Below are 19,072 nucleotides of genomic sequence, written 5' to 3'. Positions count from 1 at the left end.
CTTTCGCACATGTTACCCGTGGCTGGCTCTGGGGAAGTTACCGTGACGTTTACGGAGTATGGCATGGCCCCAGGACTAATTTCAACGGTGCCGGAGGTTCAAGCGGCTGGTAATAGAGGATAGGTTATGTACACTAAAGCACAATTTACTAGGCTTGGCTCCTTCGAGGAAGCTACTCACGGCTGGTTCTGGGGAAGCTATCGAGATATTTTCGGCGCGCTCCGTGGACCTAACTCTGGGTTCGAAGGTGGCGGTGGCTTCACCGGCGGAGGCGTCAGTGGAGGCTCATGGTAGCTTCCCGCCAAGGCTTAAAGTGGGTGCCTCTTCTGAGGCACCCACTTTTCTATTGCGTTGCCAACCAATGTTTGCAGAGTCCGTGCCATTCGCAGCGCACCTTTTCACGCATCGGGTGCCTGCTATGACATTAATTGTTTCTGCTCATATGCAGGAATTACCGGTGCTGCTGGTGGCGGGCAGTTCGTGTAAACCCGCTATTTTAAGCAGAAATACTTTCAGGAAAAATTAAAATAATCGTGAGAATCCCTTGCAAACCATACAATTTACGGGTTAGGGTAAATCTGTGTAGATAATATATGTAATTTGAGAACTTTAAAATATTTAAGAAAAGGGGAAGAATATGTATATTAAGGCACGTTTTATGAAGATGAACTCTTTTGCAAATTGCACTCACGGCCTTATATACGGGAAATACCGGGATGTTCTCTCCGGTGCCCGGCTTGTGACTCCTCCTGAAGTTGCTCTATAAATAGCGCCCTGCGCGCCAGGTGACTTGTTTATTATTCGCAGAAATCCTCATAAAAGTGGGATGCGGTAAAAAATAATTAAACGAGCCCATATTTTTAATGTGGAAAGTGACGATAAGGAATCCTGTGGCAGAGCTATACACAACATCCGGTAACGTGCAGAAGATTTCTCACTTTCTTCGTAGCAGCTCGAACAATATAACTGTTCGCCCGTTACCCACTCATGAGGCTTCCGCATCAAACACCGACTCCACCGCAGGTAGCGAGCTGGTATCTTCCGTCTCGCGGCACCGCAGCGTGTACCGTTCAAAGCTGGGGCCGGTGGACCTTCTGAGTACATCAGTAAAACCCCTAGTGGACGCCCTTAATCCCGCTATTAATATGTCTCGGGTGGCTCTCGGGCTATGCCGTAACCCGCCGGGGTGGGTGCGCCGCATCTCCTACTGGGAGAACATTGCGGCGCTGCCCCCAGCCACCACCGTATGCGAAGACGAGCACGGGTCTGTGCAGAGCACCTCGTACTTCGCAGACGCCCTCAGCCTGCAGGACAGCACCCTATCTTTTTCCGATGTGTCACAGCACGTATACACCGTTCTGAACTCGGTTCTGAGGCGGCTGGCTGAAGGGCGCACCCACGTATCTGCCGATCTGTCCGGCGGCGTGGACTCCACGGTCATCTCCGTGCTCTTCGCAGCGCAGAATGTTCCCTTCACCGCGTTTCACGCCGGGACGGACGATAAAGACAACCGCGATACGCAGCTCGCCCAGAAAATAGCCGAACACTTCACCATAGACCTCATCAAGCTTGACTCATTTACGAAAAGCACCGCAGGTTTCACCATCCCGGATGAGCTTCGCGGGTTTTCCGAGGCACCCCGCGCATGGCACGCTAACCTGCCGCACCTTACCGCCCTTGTGCGCAGCGCGCGGGAACGCGGCTCCAGCATCCACTGCCTGGGAATTGGCGGGGACGAGCTGTTTGAGCCCATGCCCGTTCAGGCGCTGCTCTACTTCAAACAGGGCGAGAAAATGCGGGCTATTAAAGCCATTAGCTCCGTCGCGGCCGCCGCCCGCTGGCCGAAAGTATCGACATTACGTGCCGCTTTCTCCCCAGAAACGAAACAGCGTGAGCTGCAGCGGCGCCTGACCCGCAGGGACCAGAACATCCCTGAAAACACCGATGCTTTCTCCTGGTTCCCGAACTTTACGCTGCCCTCCTGGCTATCTGAAGAAGCTACCGAGCAAGTCATTGAGCTCATAAAAACGACCCCCATCCCTCCGGAGGAAGAAGAACTGGATAAATACCGGTTCCACATCTACGGGTCCCTGGAATTTCAGGGGGAAGTGCTTGGGGGCATGAACGAGTATTTCAGCGAAACCGGCCTGGAATTCGCCGCCCCCTACCTTGAGGACGACATGATCCGCTCTTCCCTGGTGTACCCGGGTGTTCTGAGCGGGCACGGGATGAGCAAACCCGTCATCCTGGAAGCCATGAAAGGCACCCTGCCCGAGTTCTTCTACCGGGACATCTACAAAAGCGACTACAGCTTCGACCTGTACCAAGACTACGAACGCAGCAAAGAAAACTTCCTGAAAATGATCGGCGACAGTCTCCTGGCGGAGCTGAACCTTGTGGATATAGACACTGTCCGCACGATCGCAAACAGCCCCCTGGGCAGCTCAGAGACACTCTACGATTTTGAACGTATGACCCACATGGAGGTATGGCTACGTGAAAACTATTTATAAACGCTACGCGTCACTGCCCGAGAGGTTCTGCATCGCCGATGGCGTCAAAATCTCGGGCACCGAGTCCGGCATCGTGGTTTTTGTGCCCGCCCGAAGCGCCTATTTTCAAGGAAACAGCACCACAGAGCACATCTTGGACCTCGTGGAGCAGGGGCGCCGCAACTCAGAAATCATTGACTCCTTCATTCACCGGTACACACAATCCGACCCGGACGAGATTCGGGAGGACCTTGAAGGCACCCTGCGGGAACTGTGGACGATGGGCGTCCTGGAGAAAGGCGAGGACCATGGGTGATAACCCCACCACCGCAACAGACGCGCACACCGTCAGCAGCACCAAAGCGCGCCTGGCGGTTTGTGCGGCAAAGATTATTGCGCGCCTGCCGGTCACCGTTATTGTTCGCCTGCTGAAAATGTTCCGGCCCCTGCAGAAAAGCTCATCCATTCAGCAGGCGCTCGCGGTTGATGCGAAAGTGCGTGAAGTTTCCCCACTGTGCCGTGGGGAGCGGGGGTGCCTGGCACGGTCCATCTCAACCTACCTTTTGCTTTCTCTCATGCGCCGGAAAGTGGTGTGGGCCTCCGGGTTCCGGGTGAAACCGTTCCTTGCACACGCATGGGTCACCGTCGAGGGGGAACCCATTAATGAGCACCACGATGTGCAGGGGTTCGTGACTGTCGCATCCACCAACCCAGAAGCCCGCTAACGCCGTAACCATTCAGGCAAAAACAGGGTGAGGGCGGCGGCACCCAAGAAGTGAGGCGCATGAGACTATGGTGAAAGCTAAAAATAATGGGAAGTCATCCTGGGGGGTAGTTTTTTCGTATCTATCCCCTTTTAAGGGGCTGCTGACTGTTATCTGTTTAATGAGTCTCACAAGCTCAGCCGCGTCGCTTTTGCAGCCGTTAATAGTGAACGATCTTGTTGATTCCGCAGGGTCCGCCCGGGGTATCGGTTACCTGCCGGTTCTCATTATTCTGGTGCTCATTATAGGGGCCATCCTCAACGGTGTTCAGCAGTACTTTATTCAAAAAATCGCCGAATCGGTGGCCCGTGACGCACGTACGCAGCTCGTGCGGAAAATACTCCGCATCCCCCTGGACGCCTTGGAGAAATACACCAAAGGAGACATCCTATCCCGCGTCATTAATGACACGATGCTGCTGCGCCGCTGCCTCACGGAAGGGTTCGTGCAGTCATTCGTGGGTATTTTCACGCTCATTGGGGCAGTGATCGGGATGTTCTTCATCGATCCTCTGCTGCTCGCTATTTCCGCCGTCATATCCCTGCTGGCGGTCGTGTCCGTCACGATGGCAACCTCTAAGGTCGAAAAATCCAGCGCGCAAATGCAGCAGGCGGTGGGGGAGCTGAGCTCGGATGTGTCCAGCGTGCTGGAGGCCTCCTCACTCGTCCGGACGGAGAACGCGGCGGGGCACCAGTTTAAGCGGCTGCAGCAGAAAGTCGATAATGCGTGGCTTAAGGGGATCGGAGTGGCACGGCTTGTCGCCCTCATCACCCCCATCTCTGCGGTGGCCATGCAGATCACGTTCCTGGTGGTTCTTGGCGTTGGCGGGGTCAGGGTCGCGAACGGGATAATTACCGTCGGCAACCTGGTCTCGTTCGTCATGTTCCTGGTTATGATGATCATGCCGCTGGGGTACATTTTCGGCACCATGAGCAATATTGCCGAAGCCAGCGGAGGCATTACCCGCATCCAGGAGATCCTGGGTATCCCGGACGAGTACCCCGAACAGCTGGACACATACCACGAAAACCGTGATATCCGCTCCATCCTGCTGGATAACGTCAGCTTTAAATACGGTGCCGAACCTGAGGAAGGGGCCTCACCCTACCTGATTTCCGGGATGACGCTCAGCATCGCCCCGGGGGAGAAGATTGCCATCGTGGGACCCTCCGGGTCGGGCAAGAGCACCCTGCTGCGGCTTATCGCCCGGCTTTACGAAATCTCAGGCGGGAACCTCCTCTACTCCGGCACCGCAAGCTCAGACATTTCCATCCCAGCTGTGCGCGCCAAAATCGGTCTGGTGCAGCAGGAATCCCCCCTGATTCTGGGCACGCTCCTCGATAACGTCTACATCTCGGGGCGCGGCACCGATAGCGCTGCCGCGCACCGTATCCTCAAAGATTTGGGGCTGGAAAAAGTGCTTGAACGTTCAGGGCACGGCGTGGACCTGAACATTGGCGGCAGCGGCACGTCCCTGTCCGGAGGCGAGAAGCAGCGGCTGGCCATAGCCCGCGTGATCCTGAAAAACCCGCAGGTGTACCTGCTGGACGAGTTCACCTCCCAGCTTGACGGCATTAGCGAAGAGCTGGTGGTGTCTGTGCTGAATAATAACGCCGCCCCCGAGTCAACCATGATTATGGTTGCCCACCGCATGTCCACCGTCGTTAATGCGGACATGATTTACGTGATGGATCACGGCAGGATCGTCGCCCAAGGCACGCACGACATACTCATGGAGTTCTCACCCCTCTACCGGGAGCTTGTCTCTAATCAGCTCATCCATTAGCGGCGTGCGCAGGGCCTACGCGGGGGAGTGGGTGATAGCGGCACTGGCGGAAAGCCCCGCAATATTCTGCTCGGACGGGGCCGCACTGTTCACCGGCTCCAGCAGCAGGGTCGCATCCACCACGGTCACGGTTGTTCGCAGGCTAAACGACTCACCCACCTGGTCGTAGTACACAGGCACCTGGCTCAGCAGTACCTGGTTAAACACCTGCATCCCCTCAGCTGAGGCCACCGCGTCCTCAGTGGTGACAACGTCGAGGGTGCCGCGCCACTCCGTCCCGTAGCTGTCTGATTCCCGGAATACCGCGGTGAAACCGGCCCCGTTGAACGCCGCAAGCCGCGGGTTGTTCGACCGGGCACCACCGGCGCTTTGAGCGAGCGCAGCCACCTGCTGCTGTTCCCCGTCCTCCCACAGCAGGGGCGGGCGGGTCTGTATTTCGTCGGCGAACGTGAACGTGTACTCGACGCTGAAACGTGCCCCGGCGCGCAGGGTGGTGGTTCCCGTGTATTCGCCGGATGCTGTGTGCGGGGCAGCGAACCATAGCCCGGCACCCCCGTAGAGGCCGTTGCCGACGCTGCCGCCGGGGGTGAACGTGCCCCCGCCTGCGGCGAGCAGGCCCTCCCACTTGGTGGTGCGGGATGCGCGCGTGTCGGTGAGCTGCCCGTGGTACGAGTCGAGCCCGAAGAAGGTGCTGTTGGGGTTATCCATGGTGGTGTTAAACGCCTGAGTGAATACCCCGTAGTCGACGGCAACTACTTGGTCCGAGGCTGCGTAGGCTGGGGCCGTTGCGGATGCGGCAACGGCGGGGGCGGACCATGCGGCGCCAGCGAGTGCGCGGCGCCGCGTGAGGCCGCCCCTGGAGGGTGCGTGGGTCACGTGGACTCCTGTATGTATTTGAGAGAGTGTGAATGTATGCGATGTGAGTGAATACGACCTATCCAGTGTAGTAGACAAGTGTGCCTGCGCGCTGTAATGGCGCTATTATGTGTAGGAAATATTTGAAAATTTGTGCACTTCAACCCCGGATATAGCGGATTTTTATGCATTTTTGTGCTGGTGCGCGTCGCAGCGCACCGCGCGTACCGCGTGTCGGGGGCGGTTATGGTGCGCCAATTAGCTGTATTTCATTCACTCAATTCACAAGCATCCTAGGAGCCACAGTGGCATTCATGAAATCTGCGCGCCTTTTTGCCGCGACCGTAGTTTTAATCGCAGCCGGTGCCGTCCCCGCCAGCGCAAGCACCATCAACACGTACGATACGGACGGTGATGGCATCCCGAACGCATGGGAGACCAGCGGCTATGACGCCGATGGCGACGGCACCGTTGACGTTGACTACCCGGGTATGGGGGCCAACCCGTACCGTAAAGATATTTTTGTTGAGATGGACTACATGCCCGGTGAGCTCGCCACCGAAGCTGACCTTGACCGCATTACCGAGGTGTTTGCCTCCCTGCCGTTACGTAACCCTGACGGTACGCGGGGTGTGAGTATCCACCTGGATGCTGGGCCCGCCCGCAGCGCGAAGTACAACCTGGGCGGCGGGAACGAGATTCCGCATCAGAAGCTTAACGGTATGGGGGACTGGGCGGCACTGAAGAACCGTCATTTCGCCTCGGCCCGTGACGCTGGTTTTCACTACATGATCTGGGGCGACTATTACGGCAATACGAGCTCTTCGGGGCTGGGTTTCACGGGCGCTCGCGGGTTTATTGTGACCGTTGGGCACACCTACTGGCGGGGTGCCAGCAGCGATATTCGGGTGGGCACATTCATCCACGAGCTGGGGCATAATCTGGGGTTGCGGCACGGTGGGGCCGATGAGGAGAACTACAAGCCGAACTATCTGAGCATTATGAACTACGAGTACCAGCTCAGCGGCGTGCCGCGCGCCGGGGGTAAGAACTACTTCGGGTATTCAACGCACGAGCATATGCCGCTGGATGAGAAGAACCTGGATGAGCGGCGCGGGCTTGGGGCGAATGCCTACGGGTACTTGTATAAGGGTAAACCTGCGCACCGTAACGTGGATTTTAACAAGAACGGCGTGATTGATGCGCAGCCGGTTGCCGCTGATGTGAACGGTAACCGGCGCATGAGCACGCTGCGGGCGAAGAGCGATATGAAGACTCTACGGTTTGCGGCCAGCGCGACGTCTCGGGGTGTGACGAGTACCCCGCGGACGGACCCCTATGAGGTTGAGGTGGACTATAACGAGGTAACCGCTGAATTCGCGCGGGAACGTGGCCTGCTGCCCTAACTGCTGTAGAGGATAGGCAGCTGAGTGGCGCCCCGGAAGGAATATCTTGGTCTGTACTTCACCAAGGTTTCCTTCCGGGGCGCCGCACGGCTAAGGCGCCTAGTTGCTGGGGTATTTTGCCTTCACCCAGCGCTCAAACACGCCAATGAGCGCATCTGTGAGCTTACCCAGCACCGCCAGCAGCACAATTGCCAGCAGCAGACGGTCGGTGCGCCCGTTGTTCTGCGAATCTGTGAGCAGGTACCCCAAGCCCATGGAGGCCCCCAATAGCTCGGCAGCCACCAGGAACAGCCAGGCCTGCGCTAACGCCAGGCGCAGCCCCGACACCACGGACGGCAGCACGGCGGGCAGCTGGACGGTAGTGAAAAGCTTAACGCCCCGGTATCCGAAGGCGCGTGCGGCCTCTACAAGTTTAGGATCCACGTGCGCCAGTGCCGCCGAGACGGTGGTGTAGACGGGGAAGAACGCGCCGATTGCCACAAGTGTTACTTTAGAGTTTTCGCCGATGCCGATCCACAGCAGCAGCAACGGAACCCAGGCGAGTGAGGGCACGGCGCGTAACGCCCCAATGGTGGGTGCTGCGGCGATGCGCGCGGGCCCCCACAGTCCGATAAGCGCCCCCAGAACCAGCCCCAGCACCGCGCCGATGCTGAACCCGAGTACCACCCGCTGGGTGGAGATTACCAGGTGGGTTGCTAGCTCGCCGCGTTGGGCCAGCTCGGTTCCGGCGGCTATGACGCGGGTGGGGGAGGGCAGCTGCACCGCGGTGAATACCCCGGCGGTGCTCAGCACGTACCACAGCGTGATGAGTGCTGCGGGCAGGATAAGCCCCACATAGTTTTTGGCACCCAGAGGCAGGGCGCGCTTTGGCCGGGGCTGGCCGCGGTGGGAGCTCGCCAATTGGGTGCGCCCGGCAGCGGTGCTGGCAGCTGCCGTGCGGGCTGCGGCGGTTTCTGCGGCTGCGGATTTCGTGTGTTTGGGGGTATCTGAAAGTTCTGGGGCGTTGGAAATTTTGTCGAGGGTTACACTCATGGCTAGCTCACCGTCTTCTTCACGTTCTCAATGGCGGCGCTGTCGGCTTTCTTGGCGTATGTGTCGTCCACGATGCTGCTCAGCGCCTTATCAATGTCTGACTGGTTGGGGACGTCCCCGGATTCGACGAGGATCGGGCCAACACCTTTGAGCACCTGCACCTGCTTGTCCCCTGGGATTGGGTCAATATTCAGGTGGGTTCGTTCCATCACGAGTTTGGCGGTTTCTAGCTTAATACCGGACTCGTCGGCGAGAATCTGGGTTGCTTCAGCAGTGTTTTCCAGCGCCCATTTGCGGGCATACTCATACACGTTCACGATGGTTTGCGCCGCTTCCGGGTTGTCTTTGAGGAACTGCTCGGTGGCGTTGAGGAACCCGTACGTATTGAAGTCTAGGTTGCGGTAGAACAGTACGTCGTGGCTTTCGATTTCCGCGCTGGCCATAATCGGGTCGAGCCCGCTCCAGGCGTTGACCTGCCCGTTATCGAGGGCGGTCCGCCCATCGGCGTGCTGCAGGTTCTGGATGGTTACCTCTTTCGCCGCGATGCCTTCCTTCTTGAGCGCTTGGAGCAGCAGGAAGTACGGGTCGGTTCCTTTGGTGACCGCCACCGACTTACCCTTTAAATCTGATACTGCATGAATATTCGAGTTTTTGGTGGTGACCAGCGCCGACCATTCGGGCTGTGAGTACAGGTCAATCACCTTAATGGGTGAGCCGTTCGCGCGGGCCAGCAGCGCGGCAGAACCGGCGGTTGAGCCCACATCAATGTTTCCCGAACGCAGAGCCTCATTGGCTTTGTTTGACCCGGCTGATTTGACCCATTCTAGTTTTTTACCTTTTTCCTGCAGGGCCTTCTCTAACCACCCTTTCTTTTTAATAACAAGGGAGAGCGGGTTGTAGGTGGCGTAATCCACGGTCACGGTGTCTTTGCCTTTCGCGGCTCCCGCGCCGGGGGTTCCTGCGCCTTCTCCGGCGCATCCGGCAAGAACGGTGGTGAGGGCGCTGAAGGCCAGCAAGCCCTTAAGAGCTTCGGCTCTGGTGATGGTTGTCATGGGTAATCCTTGGGTGTCTGATGGGGTGAGAAAAACAGTAAGAAGATGAATAATTATTCACTAAGAGGGGGTGCGCAGCGGCTCTGGGCGCACGCGGGAGGCTGTGCCCTGCCCTAAGCGGGAACCGGGGTGGTATCGGCTTTTTCCACGCCGAGCTCTGTCAGCAGCTCAGCCCGCAGGGCAGTTAGCTCTTTGCTGGCCCTATCACGCGGGTGGGCGTCGCTAATGGTGACTACACGTGTGATCGTTGCGGGTGCATCGGGCGCGGGCTTACCAAGCACAATCACCCGGTCTGAGAGGTACAGCGCCTCTTCCACATCGTGGGTGACCAGCAGAACCGTGGTCGGGTCTTGCTGGTGAATATCCAGCAGCAAATCCTGCATTTTAATGCGGGTCAGCGCATCCAGTGCCCCAAACGGTTCGTCCAGCAGCAGCACCCCGGGTTCACGCGCCAGCGCCCTCGCCAAAGAAACCCTCTGAGCCATTCCTCCGGAGATTTCTTTGGGGCGGTGCGTGGCGTAGTTGGTGAGCCCCACCAGGCGCAGCAGCTCGCGGATGCGCTCCTGCGCTCGTGTCTTTGGGATACCTTGGGGCAGTCCGAGCGCCACATTATCGGCGACGGTGCGCCAGGGCAGCAGGCGCGGCTCCTGAAAACCGATTGCCACCCGCTGATCAAGCCCGCTCACCGGGGTGTCGCCGATGCGCACCTGCCCGCCCGTAATGCGGTTCAGTCCGGCGGCGGCCCGCAGCAGCGTTGACTTGCCGCATCCTGAGGCACCAATGACCGAAATAATTTCTCCCGCGGCGGCGGTAAAACTTACTTCGCGAAGCACCTCGTGCGTGTTCTTGCCGGACTGCGGGAACGACTGGCTGACGGCGTCGAAAGTGATCGTCTGGGCGTTGGCGGGTAGCTGGGTGTGGTGATTCTGTGTCATGTTACTTCCATCGGTCCTGGCGTTAGCACCCGCGAGGGTTGCTGCGACGTCGTCGAGCCAGGTCTCTCAGTCGCTCTGGATGGGTTACGCCTATAACCCTAGAGGAGCGTGCCATTGCAGCGAAAACACATGACGTACCGTGACTAACGGTGACTAAATATTGCATGATTCATGCGAAATATTACGGTGCGGAGTCACAAAAATTAATGTTCGTCATATACTGTTCACCCCCATCTGCGAGGGGATACACTCAAAACGCAAGGATTATGAGTCCCGGCGTAAAGCTCTGGCTAGCCGGGCGGCAACCCTCTCCCGTAGCGGGGTGCCCCAGATGATGATCTGGCTTCAAGGAACACGAAGCAAGTACGGCGCGAATGCGCCACCTGCACAACTTGGAACACCAAGAAGGCCACCACCTATAAGGAGGTGGCGCGCGGGGTGCAGGAACACCCAAACATTCGCGAAAGGATACGTAGATGGCTGAGCAGAAGAAGCGCATCGCAGTTAACGCATTCGACATGACCTGTGTGGGTCACCAGAGCTTCGACCTCTGGCGCCACCCCCGCTCCCGGGCTACCGAGTACAACACCATCAAATACTGGACTGACCTGGCACAGATCCTTGAGAAGGGCTTCTTCGACGGCGTATTCCTAGCCGATGTTGTGGGCATCTACGATATTTACAAGAACTCCGCCGCACCTGCTATCGAAGGCGGCGCGCAGGTGCCCGTGAACGATCCGTTCATGCAGATCTCCGCAATGGCCGCCGTAACCGAGCACCTGGGCTTCGGTGTGACCTCAGCCGTGACCTACGAGCAGCCTTACACGCTCGCACGCAAGTACGCTTCCCTTGACCATCTCACTAACGGGCGTGTGGGCTTTAACGTGGTGACCTCATACCTGCCTTCCGCAGCCGAATGTCAGGGCCTTGAAACCCAGATTGAGCACGACACCCGATACGAACTCGCCGAAGAGTTCTTGGACGTCTGCTACAAGCTCTGGGAAGGCTCCTGGGAAGACGGCGCGGTCGTCAAAGACCGCGAGAAGGGTATCTACGCCGACCCCGCCAAGGTGCACCCGATTCAGCACAAGGGTAAGTACTTCAGCGTGCCCGGCGCGGGTCTGACCGAACCCAGCCCCCAGCGTACTCCCGTGATTTTCCAGGCGGGCGCATCCAGCCGCGGGCAGAAGTTCTCGGGCAAGCATGCCGAGGTTGTGTTTATCGGTGCGCTGCGTCCCGATCTGACCCGCATTATTACCGACCGCATTCGTGACCGCGCCGAAGAGAACGGCCGCGGCCGCGACGAAATAAAGGTTTTCGCGATGCTCTCCATTATTGTGGACGAGACCGAAGAGAAGGCGAAGGCAAAGTACGAAGAGTACCGCAAGTACGTGAACCTGGAATCTTCGCAGGCCATTATCGGTGGCTGGTCCGGTGTGGATCTTTCGCAGTTCGACGAGGACGAGGTTCTCAACTATGTGAAGACCGAGTCGATTCAGTCCTTCCTCACCCCCTTCACCCTGCAGGCCAAGGATAAGCAGTGGACGCGTAAGGATATTGCCGAGCACTGCACTATCGGCGGTATGGGCGAAGTTATTGTGGGCGACCCGCAGCAGGTGGCCGACGAACTCGAACGCTGGATTGATGAAGGCGGACTGGATGGTATTAACCTGGCATACCACGTTTCACCCGGCTCCTTCGAGGACTTCATCGAGTTCGTGGTTCCTGAGCTGCAAAAGCGTGGACGCTACCGCACCTCCTACGAGGGCGAGACCCTGCGCGAAAGCCTGTTCGGTAAGGGACAGACTAAGGTTGCAGACTCCCACCCGGCCGCGAAGTACCGTGGCGCCTACGTGGGTAAGCCCTCCACGGCAGATACCCCGGCACGCGCTATCGCCAACTAAACCCGCTGCGCCTGCGCGCATGGTTGTAAAATCTTCCCTCCTGGGATGATAAAAAGAGCCTTTATTTGAATAAAGCATTAAAATGCCGCTTTATTCGAATAAAGGCTCTTTTTCACGCACGTTTAGAATGGGGTGCATGAGCGAAACAACCCTGTACGACCCTCAAGCCCGCTGTCCCTGCACAAGCGGCGAGGTATACGGTGCCTGCTGCGGGCGGTACCTGGGCGAGTTTGCCGCATCCGGAACCCTGAACGCGCCCACACCGCTGGCCCTGATGCGCTCGCGATTTACCGCTTTCGCCCTGCACGATGCGCCCTACCTGCTGGCAAGCTGGCACCCGCATACGCGCCCCGCCGAGCTGGATACAGATGAAACATTGCGCTGGTACCGGCTGGATATCCTGGGCTCTTCGAGCGGTCCCTTCGATGCGGCGGGCACGGTCGAGTTCGTGGCGTACTACCGCTCGGTTCCCGGCACGCCCGCCGAAGAACGTGTGAAAGGCACCATGCACGAAAAATCCCGCTTCAAGAAAGTAAACGGCACCTGGTACTACCTGGACGGTGAGGTCAGCTAAGTTCTTCCCAACCGGGTGGCATGGCAAAAACATTCCTCTTATGGTATGTTTTTGCCATGATGTCAGTCGCGGAATATGCCCAGCACGCCGGGGTGAGTCCCCGAAGCGTGCGTGCACGCCTTGAACGAGGGTCTTTGCGCGGACAAAAAATCGCCGGGCGGTGGATGGTTTCAGATAACCCGCACGAGCATTACTCCGCACATGGGCGCAAAATCTCGATGGCATCCTTCAATCAGCTTGCCGCCTATCTTGACGGTAACAGTGCATCCCTTACCCCCGATGCACGCCGCCGTGCCAAAGAACGTGCACATAACATCTCCGAACGTGGGGTAGAAGCTCTTAGGCAGTATGCAGTGCGTGCAGATGCGAAACCTCAATTCTATGCCGTGCCTTCTGCTGACCTGCATGACCTGATGGGCGAACGCGCATTAGTGCTTACGGGTGTCAGTCACGAATATTCGGAAATTTACGGGGCTACCGTAGACGCATATGTAACTCCCCGCGACCTCGAATCCCTGAAATTTATCTACGCACTACGTGAAGTTCATGCTCAGGATGCCAACGTCATTCTTCGCGTAATCAAAGAGTTACCTAAGATTCGCCCCTTGCATGTTGCAGTTGATCTCCTAATTTCCAAAGACCCGAGAAGCGAGCGGGAAGCGGAACGCCTAGTGAAAGGACTCATAAGCCGTGCCTGATCAGAAAACGGTGAAAATCCCAGCCCAGGGCGCAGAGCTTGAATCCTGACTACATTGTGAGCTTCCTCAATGAAAGTCTCAAAAACTAGTCCAGCGTTTGCTATGTTTATGCCATGAGTGACGTTATCTCGCAGGAATCTTTCAACACGCTCGCCCTCTATTTCAACGGGGGAGGGCACCTGCTTACCCCGGACGCGCGCCGCAGCGCCGCCGAACGCGCCCGCATCCTCTGCGCCTACGGGATTGATACACTCCGACAGTACACGCACCGCACTGGGATGACTATGCATTACTACATGGCACCCTACGATACGAGTGACCTGCTGCGAACAGGCGCGGATGCGCTCGCGCTCACCGGGGCTCGGCACGAACTTTCGAGGATAAAAACTTCCCTGATCGACGCCTACATTCTGCCCGACGACCTCACAAAATTTGCCCCGAGTTGGGGCCTGGAACCTGCCCCTCCCGAGCGGGCGAACGTGATTTTGCGTGAGGTTTCTGCCCTTCCACGGGTGCTGCGCCTGCATGTGGCGGCGGATATGCTGCACGCCTATGAGGCTGGCGCCGCTGGCGAGAGTGCCCGAAAAGCAGCCCAGCGCATCCTGAGTGAGCTGTGCAGTTCTTGAAAGCTGCTGTCAGTTTTGGTGTGCACCACCGGGTAAATAGGGGGATTTACCGCGGAAATAATGATTACCCCGCGAACCTGCTTCGGCTCTGAGAAAAGTTTTGGAAATTATGATGAGGATCTATTGCATACTTCCCCGGCGGTTTGATACAGTTGAGGAGCTAGCCAGAGTCGCAATAAGTTTATTACAGGGACGAGAACTTATTGTGGGTGTTCTATTGAGGATGCAAAGAATGGATAGCATTGAGAGCTTCCGAAAGCTGATATTGGGCTCCTATTGTGTGATAGGAACAGTTTTACACTCTCACATATCCTAAGTTTCCATTTGATGTCGCACCACTTTGTGATGTGGTGGCCGTAGTATAGCGCCATTAATGCACAGAGCAAGTGTATTGTGGCGTGGTAGCTAGGTGATAGGCATCATCGTAGAGGAAATATACTTTGCTGACAAATATAGAGAGCTTAACTTTTTCTAGCGAACTCATTCTTCAAGTCTTTTAAAGATTAAGCGGCAATTATTTTCTGCTGCAATTTTTAATAGCGGAATGTTTTGGGGAACTGCTGGCTAGGTCTCTATTCTCGACCACCCAAAATGGTCATTAAAAACTCTATAAGTTTCCTTTTGAGGGGGTTGCACCCCTGCAATAAAGGAGGTGGGTTCCAAGCTGTCACCTTTGGAACGTTGTCATCTTGGAACCCAGCCAAAGTTTGATGGAAAACATCAAACTATTGATTAACCACAATCATTCCTGAGGCTATTCAGGAATTCATAAGGAGGATAACCATGGCTAAGGATACCATGTTCATGGAAGAACTGACCGACCAGGAGCTGGAGCAGGTTAACGGCGGCTGTTACAGCAGCTGTGGATACTACGGTGGCAGCTATGGCGGTAGCTACGGTGGCAGCTACTGCGGCGGTGGCAGCAGCTACTACGGTGGCAGCAGCTACTACGGTGGCGGCTACTACTACGCTGCTGTTGGGTATGGCTACTCCTGCTAATAACAAAACATAGACAAGGGGAATACTGAGTGCTAATCAGGGAACTTCTTCCTGAGCTGGATGATGAACAGTTCCAGCAACTGGTGTCGGATGTGTCAGACGTTTCTTTACTCGACCGGTTAGACACCACCTCAGATTCCCCACCTGTAGGGCGGCCGTCAGCTCCAGTGCCTTCAGCACTGGGGCCGACGGCCGAACCTGCTATGTTTTACACGCTTTTTGCGTGGCTTTTTGAGAGTGAATATAAGCGCGTAGTACAGGCTGTTCGTGCCTCACACTATGTTGATAAAGAACACTTCCCAAACATTGTTGGTGGGCTCCTTGACGAGTTCACGGTGCGCCTGGCGAATTTCTATATTCGGCCGCTGGTCGCCCATATTAAGAAAGTTTCCTCTGAAGGGCTGCTGCAAGGGGACACCCCGGAAGAGCGGTACATAGACTACTGCCGCCGCTGGCCTAAAGATTTCATGGATGGTTTCTATGCTGACTATCCTCTTCTGCGGCGGGTCCACAGCATTATTGTGCACCAATTCCACGCTACAGTGGCGGAGCTTTTTGAGCGAATCCAGGCCCAAGAAAGCGGCATTCGTGAGCTTTTAGGAGCACAAAATGCTGAGCCCCTCACCCTTGAGTCCCTCACCATGGCGGGTGACTACCATAACGGTGGACGCACCGGCTGCCTGCTGGTGTTTAGTCAGGGGACGGTGGCTTATAAACCACGTAGCGTTGATGGTGAACGGGCGTTCTACAGGATCGTTCAGAAACTTGCGGAACAGGGCGCCCCCCGCATGCGTGCCGCCCAGGTCGTTCAGGGTGAAGACTACGGGTTCATGGAGTTTATCGAGAGAGAAGACGTAGACTTCACGGCCGAAAAATTCTTAGAGTCTTCGGGGCAGCTGTCCGCTCTTTTCTACGCTCTGCTGGGCAAAGACATGCACGAGGAGAACCTCATCCCAACGAGCGAGGGCGCTGTCCCTATTGATCTCGAAACAATACTGCACTGCTCACACCTTCTGAACGATGGTAAAGCAGACATGCCCGACAACAGCGCTCTGTTACATAAAGAACGCGGTATTTGTACCAGTGCTTTACTGCCCACCCGGCTGGTACGTAAAGACCCCTCAAAAGGGTATGTTGATATTGGCTTTATCCGGGGTGAGCAGGGGGCAAACCCCTTCAAAGGTACGGTAGTTGAGCAACCTTTCCGCGATGATGCTATTGTCCGGTCTGTCCGGTACTCTGACCTCGGCGGCCCTCAACAGGGTGATGAGCCGGATGCTCACGCCCTTGAGAAACGGCGCGCCACGGAGGTCGCCCGTGCCCGCGGTTTTGTGCGCGGGTTTGAGCAAATGTACCGGTGGGTGTGTGAGCACCGTGACGCTATGCTGGAGCTGGTACGCAGTGAATGCGCTGCGCTGACTCTTCGGGCCGTGCTGCAGCCTACCATGCAATACGAGCAGCTGGTACGGATGCTCGGCAGCCCCGAGGCGTTATCCTCTAAGAGTGTTTTTGCGACGGTGGCGCTACGTACCGCAGCTTTTGACGACGATCGTTCCCTGGAGTTGGTCTTAGCAGAAGTAGAGTCCCTGTGGCAGCTCGACATCCCGTTCTTTAAACATCGGGCCGATCGTACCGCGATCATGACACCTGACGGGCAAGAGGTGGGCTTGGGCATTAAAACCAGCGCTCTTGAGGAGACTCTTAACCACATTTCCCACATGGATGAAGACGACCTTGACGAGCAGCTGAACCAGATCTGGTCTGCTTTTATCTCCCCGTACCCTGCGAATACTCTAGCGGATGAACCGGCAGACATCCGACAGGGCCGTGGGGGAGAGCAGGAAGAGCGTGAACTCAGCACCGCGATCGCCGACCGGCTGGCGGCTACGGTTCATTCAGGCACCGCCCCGGAGGATCCGTGGACGTGGGTTAGCCCTGTCCCGAGCAGTCAGCAGCATCATCATGGTATTTGGAATACTGATGTTTTGCAGACGGATCTCTACGGCGGCTCAGTGGGTATTGCGTTGGCGTTAGCGCAAGCGGCACACGTGCTGGGGCACCAAGAATATGCTGAGACTGCTCACCGCGTATTCGACCCGCTAGCTGAGACTATTCTTTCGGGGGAAAAGCCGCTTAAGCTGCCTGAGTATATACGCGACATGGCTTTTGCCGGTGAACCCGGTATCGCTTTCGCTCTTGCCGGTGGCGCCCGCTACCTTGGTGATACGCGGCTCAAAGATGCCGCTCTTGAGCTGGGGAACCAGGTGGCTGCACGTATAGCGAAGGCGGAGCACCCAACCCCCGGCTATCTGAGCGGTCATGTGGGTGCGGCAACTCTTCTGTTGGGGCATGAGCTGGCCACTGACTGTCAGGCGCTGCTGGCCGTGTTAGACCGGCACGCCCAGGACGTTATTGCTGGCCGTATTGATGATGCGTGGTGGGTACAGAGCGGGTTTGCCACCGGCATGAGCTCGTCAATTTTCGCCCTCAGCCGGTGGAGCCAAGACATGCCCTCACCAGAGCATGCCCGGCAGGCAGTCGCCACTTTGCTGAACCGCTTGGATGAACTTGATAACGGGGAATACTGGCAGATGCGGGTACCTATTGGGGAGAGCGCCCACGACGGCACCTGGTGCCACGGTAGCGCGGGTGTCGCCTTAGCCTTAACGGCTGTTCACTGTTGGCTCCCTGAACTTTCTAACCGCGCGAGCCTTGACCGGGCAGTCCGGCGTTCCCTGCAGGAGGGAACCAAGCGTAACTTCACCTCTTGCCACGGTGCCCTGGGAACCCTTGACGTCCTTGAATGGGCGGTCTCGCACGTTCCCGATGTGTCCAATGCGGAGGCTGTCCATAATGCCGTCAAGAACGGTTATAACGTTTCCCTGCTGCGCGAAACGCTGAACGATAAATCTGTTCGTTACTCTCTGACGCCTTCTCTGATGGTGGGCACCTCCGGGGTGCTGTCGTGGTTGACTCGCCGGGCAGGGGATACCCGCTTATATACCCCCATAGTTCCTGACTCGGCCGAGGCTCACTAATAGGCAGTGCTCGGGGTTATTTTGGTGTAACGGATAACACCTCTCATTGAGGGTGGAATACTCTGATTTTCCCAGAAAATCTATTGCACCTACCCCGGGGATTTGTTATAGTTGAGTAGCTAACCAGAAACGCAATAGATTTATTACAGGGACGAAAATTTATTGCGGGTATTCTATTGAAGATGCAAAGAATAGGTAGCGTTGAGAGCTTCCGAAAACTGATATTGGGCCCCTAAATTTGATAGGGAAAGTTTTACACTCTCAAGCATCTTAAAGTTTCCACATGACGTAGCGCTACTCTGCTGTGTAGTGGCCATGTTGTTGCGCCAAAATAGTGCAGACAACATGTACGACACAGTGTGTGGCGTGATCTGAAATTGGACTTTGCCTTACTGACGAACACATTTACAGATCTTTAGAATACCTATTTCCGCTGCACATTTCTTTAGCGATGGAATGTTGTCAGAGGTGACTGGTTAGTTTATACCTTAAACCCCACTGGGGAATTAAAACTTTACAAGTTTCCTTTTTGTTTGGGTTACCTAAAACCCAGATGAAAAGGAGGTGGGTTCCAACGTGGCGCCTTGGAACGTTGTCATTGCGGAACCCAGCTAGAGTTTGATGGTAAAACATCAAACTGACACCGATAATACTATTCCTGAAATTGGTTCAGGAATACATAAGGAGGATAACCATGCCCAAGGATATCACGCTTCTGGAAGAGATCTCCGATCAGGAACTCGGTCAGGTTAACGGTGGCGGCTCCCACGGTGGCGGCTACTACAGCTCCGTTGGTGGCGGCAGCTACGGTGGCGGCTACTGCGGTGGCGGCTGCGGCGGCTACGGCTACGGCTTTGGCTTCTGGGGCGGCAGCTTCTCCTAAATCCAGAGGATAAGTAAATACGATAGAT

The 19,072-nt window shown here is 56.5% G+C and carries 17 protein-coding genes and 2 riboswitches; of the genes, 13 read left to right on the top strand and 4 right to left on the bottom strand.

From position 1 onward, the window contains the following. Nucleotides 1-126: 126 nt before the first annotated feature. The 5 genes from D8M41_RS11580 (at nucleotide 127) to D8M41_RS07530 (ending at nucleotide 5,042) form a co-directional block, all read left to right on the top strand. Entirely contained in the window at nucleotides 127-294 is a 168-nt protein-coding gene (locus tag D8M41_RS11580) for a hypothetical protein (RefSeq protein ID WP_153269373.1), read from the top strand. A 596-nt stretch (nucleotides 295-890) separates the two neighbouring features. Beyond that, on the top strand, nucleotides 891-2,513 hold the full coding sequence (locus tag D8M41_RS07545; RefSeq protein WP_161970777.1) for an asparagine synthase-related protein: 1,623 nt from the start codon (nucleotides 891-893) through the stop codon (nucleotides 2,511-2,513). Then, nucleotides 2,497-2,808, top strand: a complete 312-nt coding sequence (locus D8M41_RS07540) for a PqqD family protein (protein WP_126926715.1) — start codon at nucleotides 2,497-2,499, stop codon at nucleotides 2,806-2,808. The genes D8M41_RS07545 and D8M41_RS07540 overlap by 17 nt, the downstream gene beginning before the upstream one ends. Continuing rightward, nucleotides 2,801-3,217: a lasso peptide biosynthesis B2 protein gene (locus D8M41_RS07535; RefSeq protein ID WP_094758597.1), complete on the top strand. Its 417-nt coding sequence runs from the start codon at nucleotides 2,801-2,803 to the stop codon at nucleotides 3,215-3,217. Before D8M41_RS07540 ends, D8M41_RS07535 begins: the two co-directional genes overlap by 8 nt. A gap of 67 nt (nucleotides 3,218-3,284) precedes the next feature. Then, entirely contained in the window at nucleotides 3,285-5,042 is a 1,758-nt protein-coding gene (locus D8M41_RS07530; protein WP_126926714.1) for an ABC transporter ATP-binding protein, read from the top strand. 15 nt (nucleotides 5,043-5,057) lie between these two features. Here D8M41_RS07530 and D8M41_RS07525 read toward each other — a convergent pair whose 3' ends face one another. Continuing rightward, nucleotides 5,058-5,918 (bottom strand): transcriptional initiation protein Tat, encoded by an 861-nt coding sequence (locus D8M41_RS07525; RefSeq protein ID WP_126926713.1) that lies wholly within the window; start codon nucleotides 5,916-5,918, stop codon nucleotides 5,058-5,060. A gap of 293 nt (nucleotides 5,919-6,211) precedes the next feature. On the opposite strand from D8M41_RS07525, the gene D8M41_RS07520 reads away from it, so the two are divergent. Then, entirely contained in the window at nucleotides 6,212-7,303 is a 1,092-nt protein-coding gene (locus D8M41_RS07520) for a C4-dicarboxylate ABC transporter substrate-binding protein (RefSeq protein WP_238693499.1), read from the top strand. A 99-nt stretch (nucleotides 7,304-7,402) separates the two neighbouring features. On the opposite strand, the gene D8M41_RS07515 is transcribed toward D8M41_RS07520, so the two are convergent. The 3 genes from D8M41_RS07515 to D8M41_RS07505 all read right to left on the bottom strand — a co-directional run bounded on the left by D8M41_RS07515 (nucleotide 7,403) and on the right by D8M41_RS07505 (nucleotide 10,322). Continuing rightward, nucleotides 7,403-8,335, bottom strand: a complete 933-nt coding sequence (locus D8M41_RS07515; RefSeq protein ID WP_126926711.1) for an ABC transporter permease — start codon at nucleotides 8,333-8,335, stop codon at nucleotides 7,403-7,405. Nucleotides 8,336-8,337: 2 nt separating this feature from the next. Continuing rightward, a complete protein-coding gene (locus tag D8M41_RS07510) occupies nucleotides 8,338-9,387 on the bottom strand; it encodes an aliphatic sulfonate ABC transporter substrate-binding protein (protein ID WP_126926710.1) in 1,050 nt (349 codons plus the stop codon). 113 nt (nucleotides 9,388-9,500) lie between these two features. Continuing rightward, nucleotides 9,501-10,322, bottom strand: a complete 822-nt coding sequence (locus D8M41_RS07505; RefSeq protein WP_126926709.1) for an ABC transporter ATP-binding protein — start codon at nucleotides 10,320-10,322, stop codon at nucleotides 9,501-9,503. Nucleotides 10,323-10,326: 4 nt separating this feature from the next. Then, a riboswitch (SAM riboswitch) is annotated at nucleotides 10,327-10,408 on the bottom strand. 176 nt (nucleotides 10,409-10,584) lie between these two features. Continuing rightward, a riboswitch (SAM riboswitch) is annotated at nucleotides 10,585-10,694 on the top strand. 104 nt (nucleotides 10,695-10,798) lie between these two features. On the opposite strand from D8M41_RS07505, the gene D8M41_RS07500 reads away from it, so the two are divergent. From D8M41_RS07500 to D8M41_RS07470, 7 genes are all read left to right on the top strand, one after another. Beyond that, on the top strand, nucleotides 10,799-12,226 hold the full coding sequence (locus D8M41_RS07500) for an LLM class flavin-dependent oxidoreductase (RefSeq protein ID WP_004006498.1): 1,428 nt from the start codon (nucleotides 10,799-10,801) through the stop codon (nucleotides 12,224-12,226). Nucleotides 12,227-12,362: 136 nt separating this feature from the next. Next, a complete protein-coding gene (locus tag D8M41_RS07495; RefSeq protein WP_238693494.1) occupies nucleotides 12,363-12,800 on the top strand; it encodes a YchJ family protein in 438 nt (145 codons plus the stop codon). 20 nt (nucleotides 12,801-12,820) lie between these two features. Beyond that, nucleotides 12,821-13,498, top strand: coding sequence for a hypothetical protein (locus tag D8M41_RS07490; protein ID WP_126499519.1), 678 nt, complete (start codon nucleotides 12,821-12,823; stop codon nucleotides 13,496-13,498). A gap of 113 nt (nucleotides 13,499-13,611) precedes the next feature. Beyond that, on the top strand, nucleotides 13,612-14,124 hold the full coding sequence (locus D8M41_RS07485) for a hypothetical protein (RefSeq protein ID WP_126926708.1): 513 nt from the start codon (nucleotides 13,612-13,614) through the stop codon (nucleotides 14,122-14,124). Between the two features lie 783 nt (nucleotides 14,125-14,907). Beyond that, the gene (locus D8M41_RS07480) at nucleotides 14,908-15,123 is read left to right on the top strand and encodes a bacteriocin (protein ID WP_037288439.1); all 216 of its coding nucleotides are present in this window, start codon (nucleotides 14,908-14,910) and stop codon (nucleotides 15,121-15,123) included. A 29-nt stretch (nucleotides 15,124-15,152) separates the two neighbouring features. Then, nucleotides 15,153-18,161: a type 2 lanthipeptide synthetase LanM gene (gene lanM / locus D8M41_RS07475; protein ID WP_126926707.1), complete on the top strand. Its 3,009-nt coding sequence runs from the start codon at nucleotides 15,153-15,155 to the stop codon at nucleotides 18,159-18,161. A gap of 694 nt (nucleotides 18,162-18,855) precedes the next feature. Then, nucleotides 18,856-19,044, top strand: a complete 189-nt coding sequence (locus D8M41_RS07470; RefSeq protein ID WP_006888468.1) for a hypothetical protein — start codon at nucleotides 18,856-18,858, stop codon at nucleotides 19,042-19,044. Nucleotides 19,045-19,072 lie beyond the last annotated feature (28 nt).

The sequence above is a fragment of the Rothia sp. HSID18069 genome (genome assembly GCF_003989155.1).
GTDB lineage: Bacteria > Actinomycetota > Actinomycetes > Actinomycetales > Micrococcaceae > Rothia > Rothia aeria.
The sequence above is the reverse complement of the archived record's forward strand: the minus strand, read 5'-3'. Positions and strand labels throughout refer to the sequence as shown.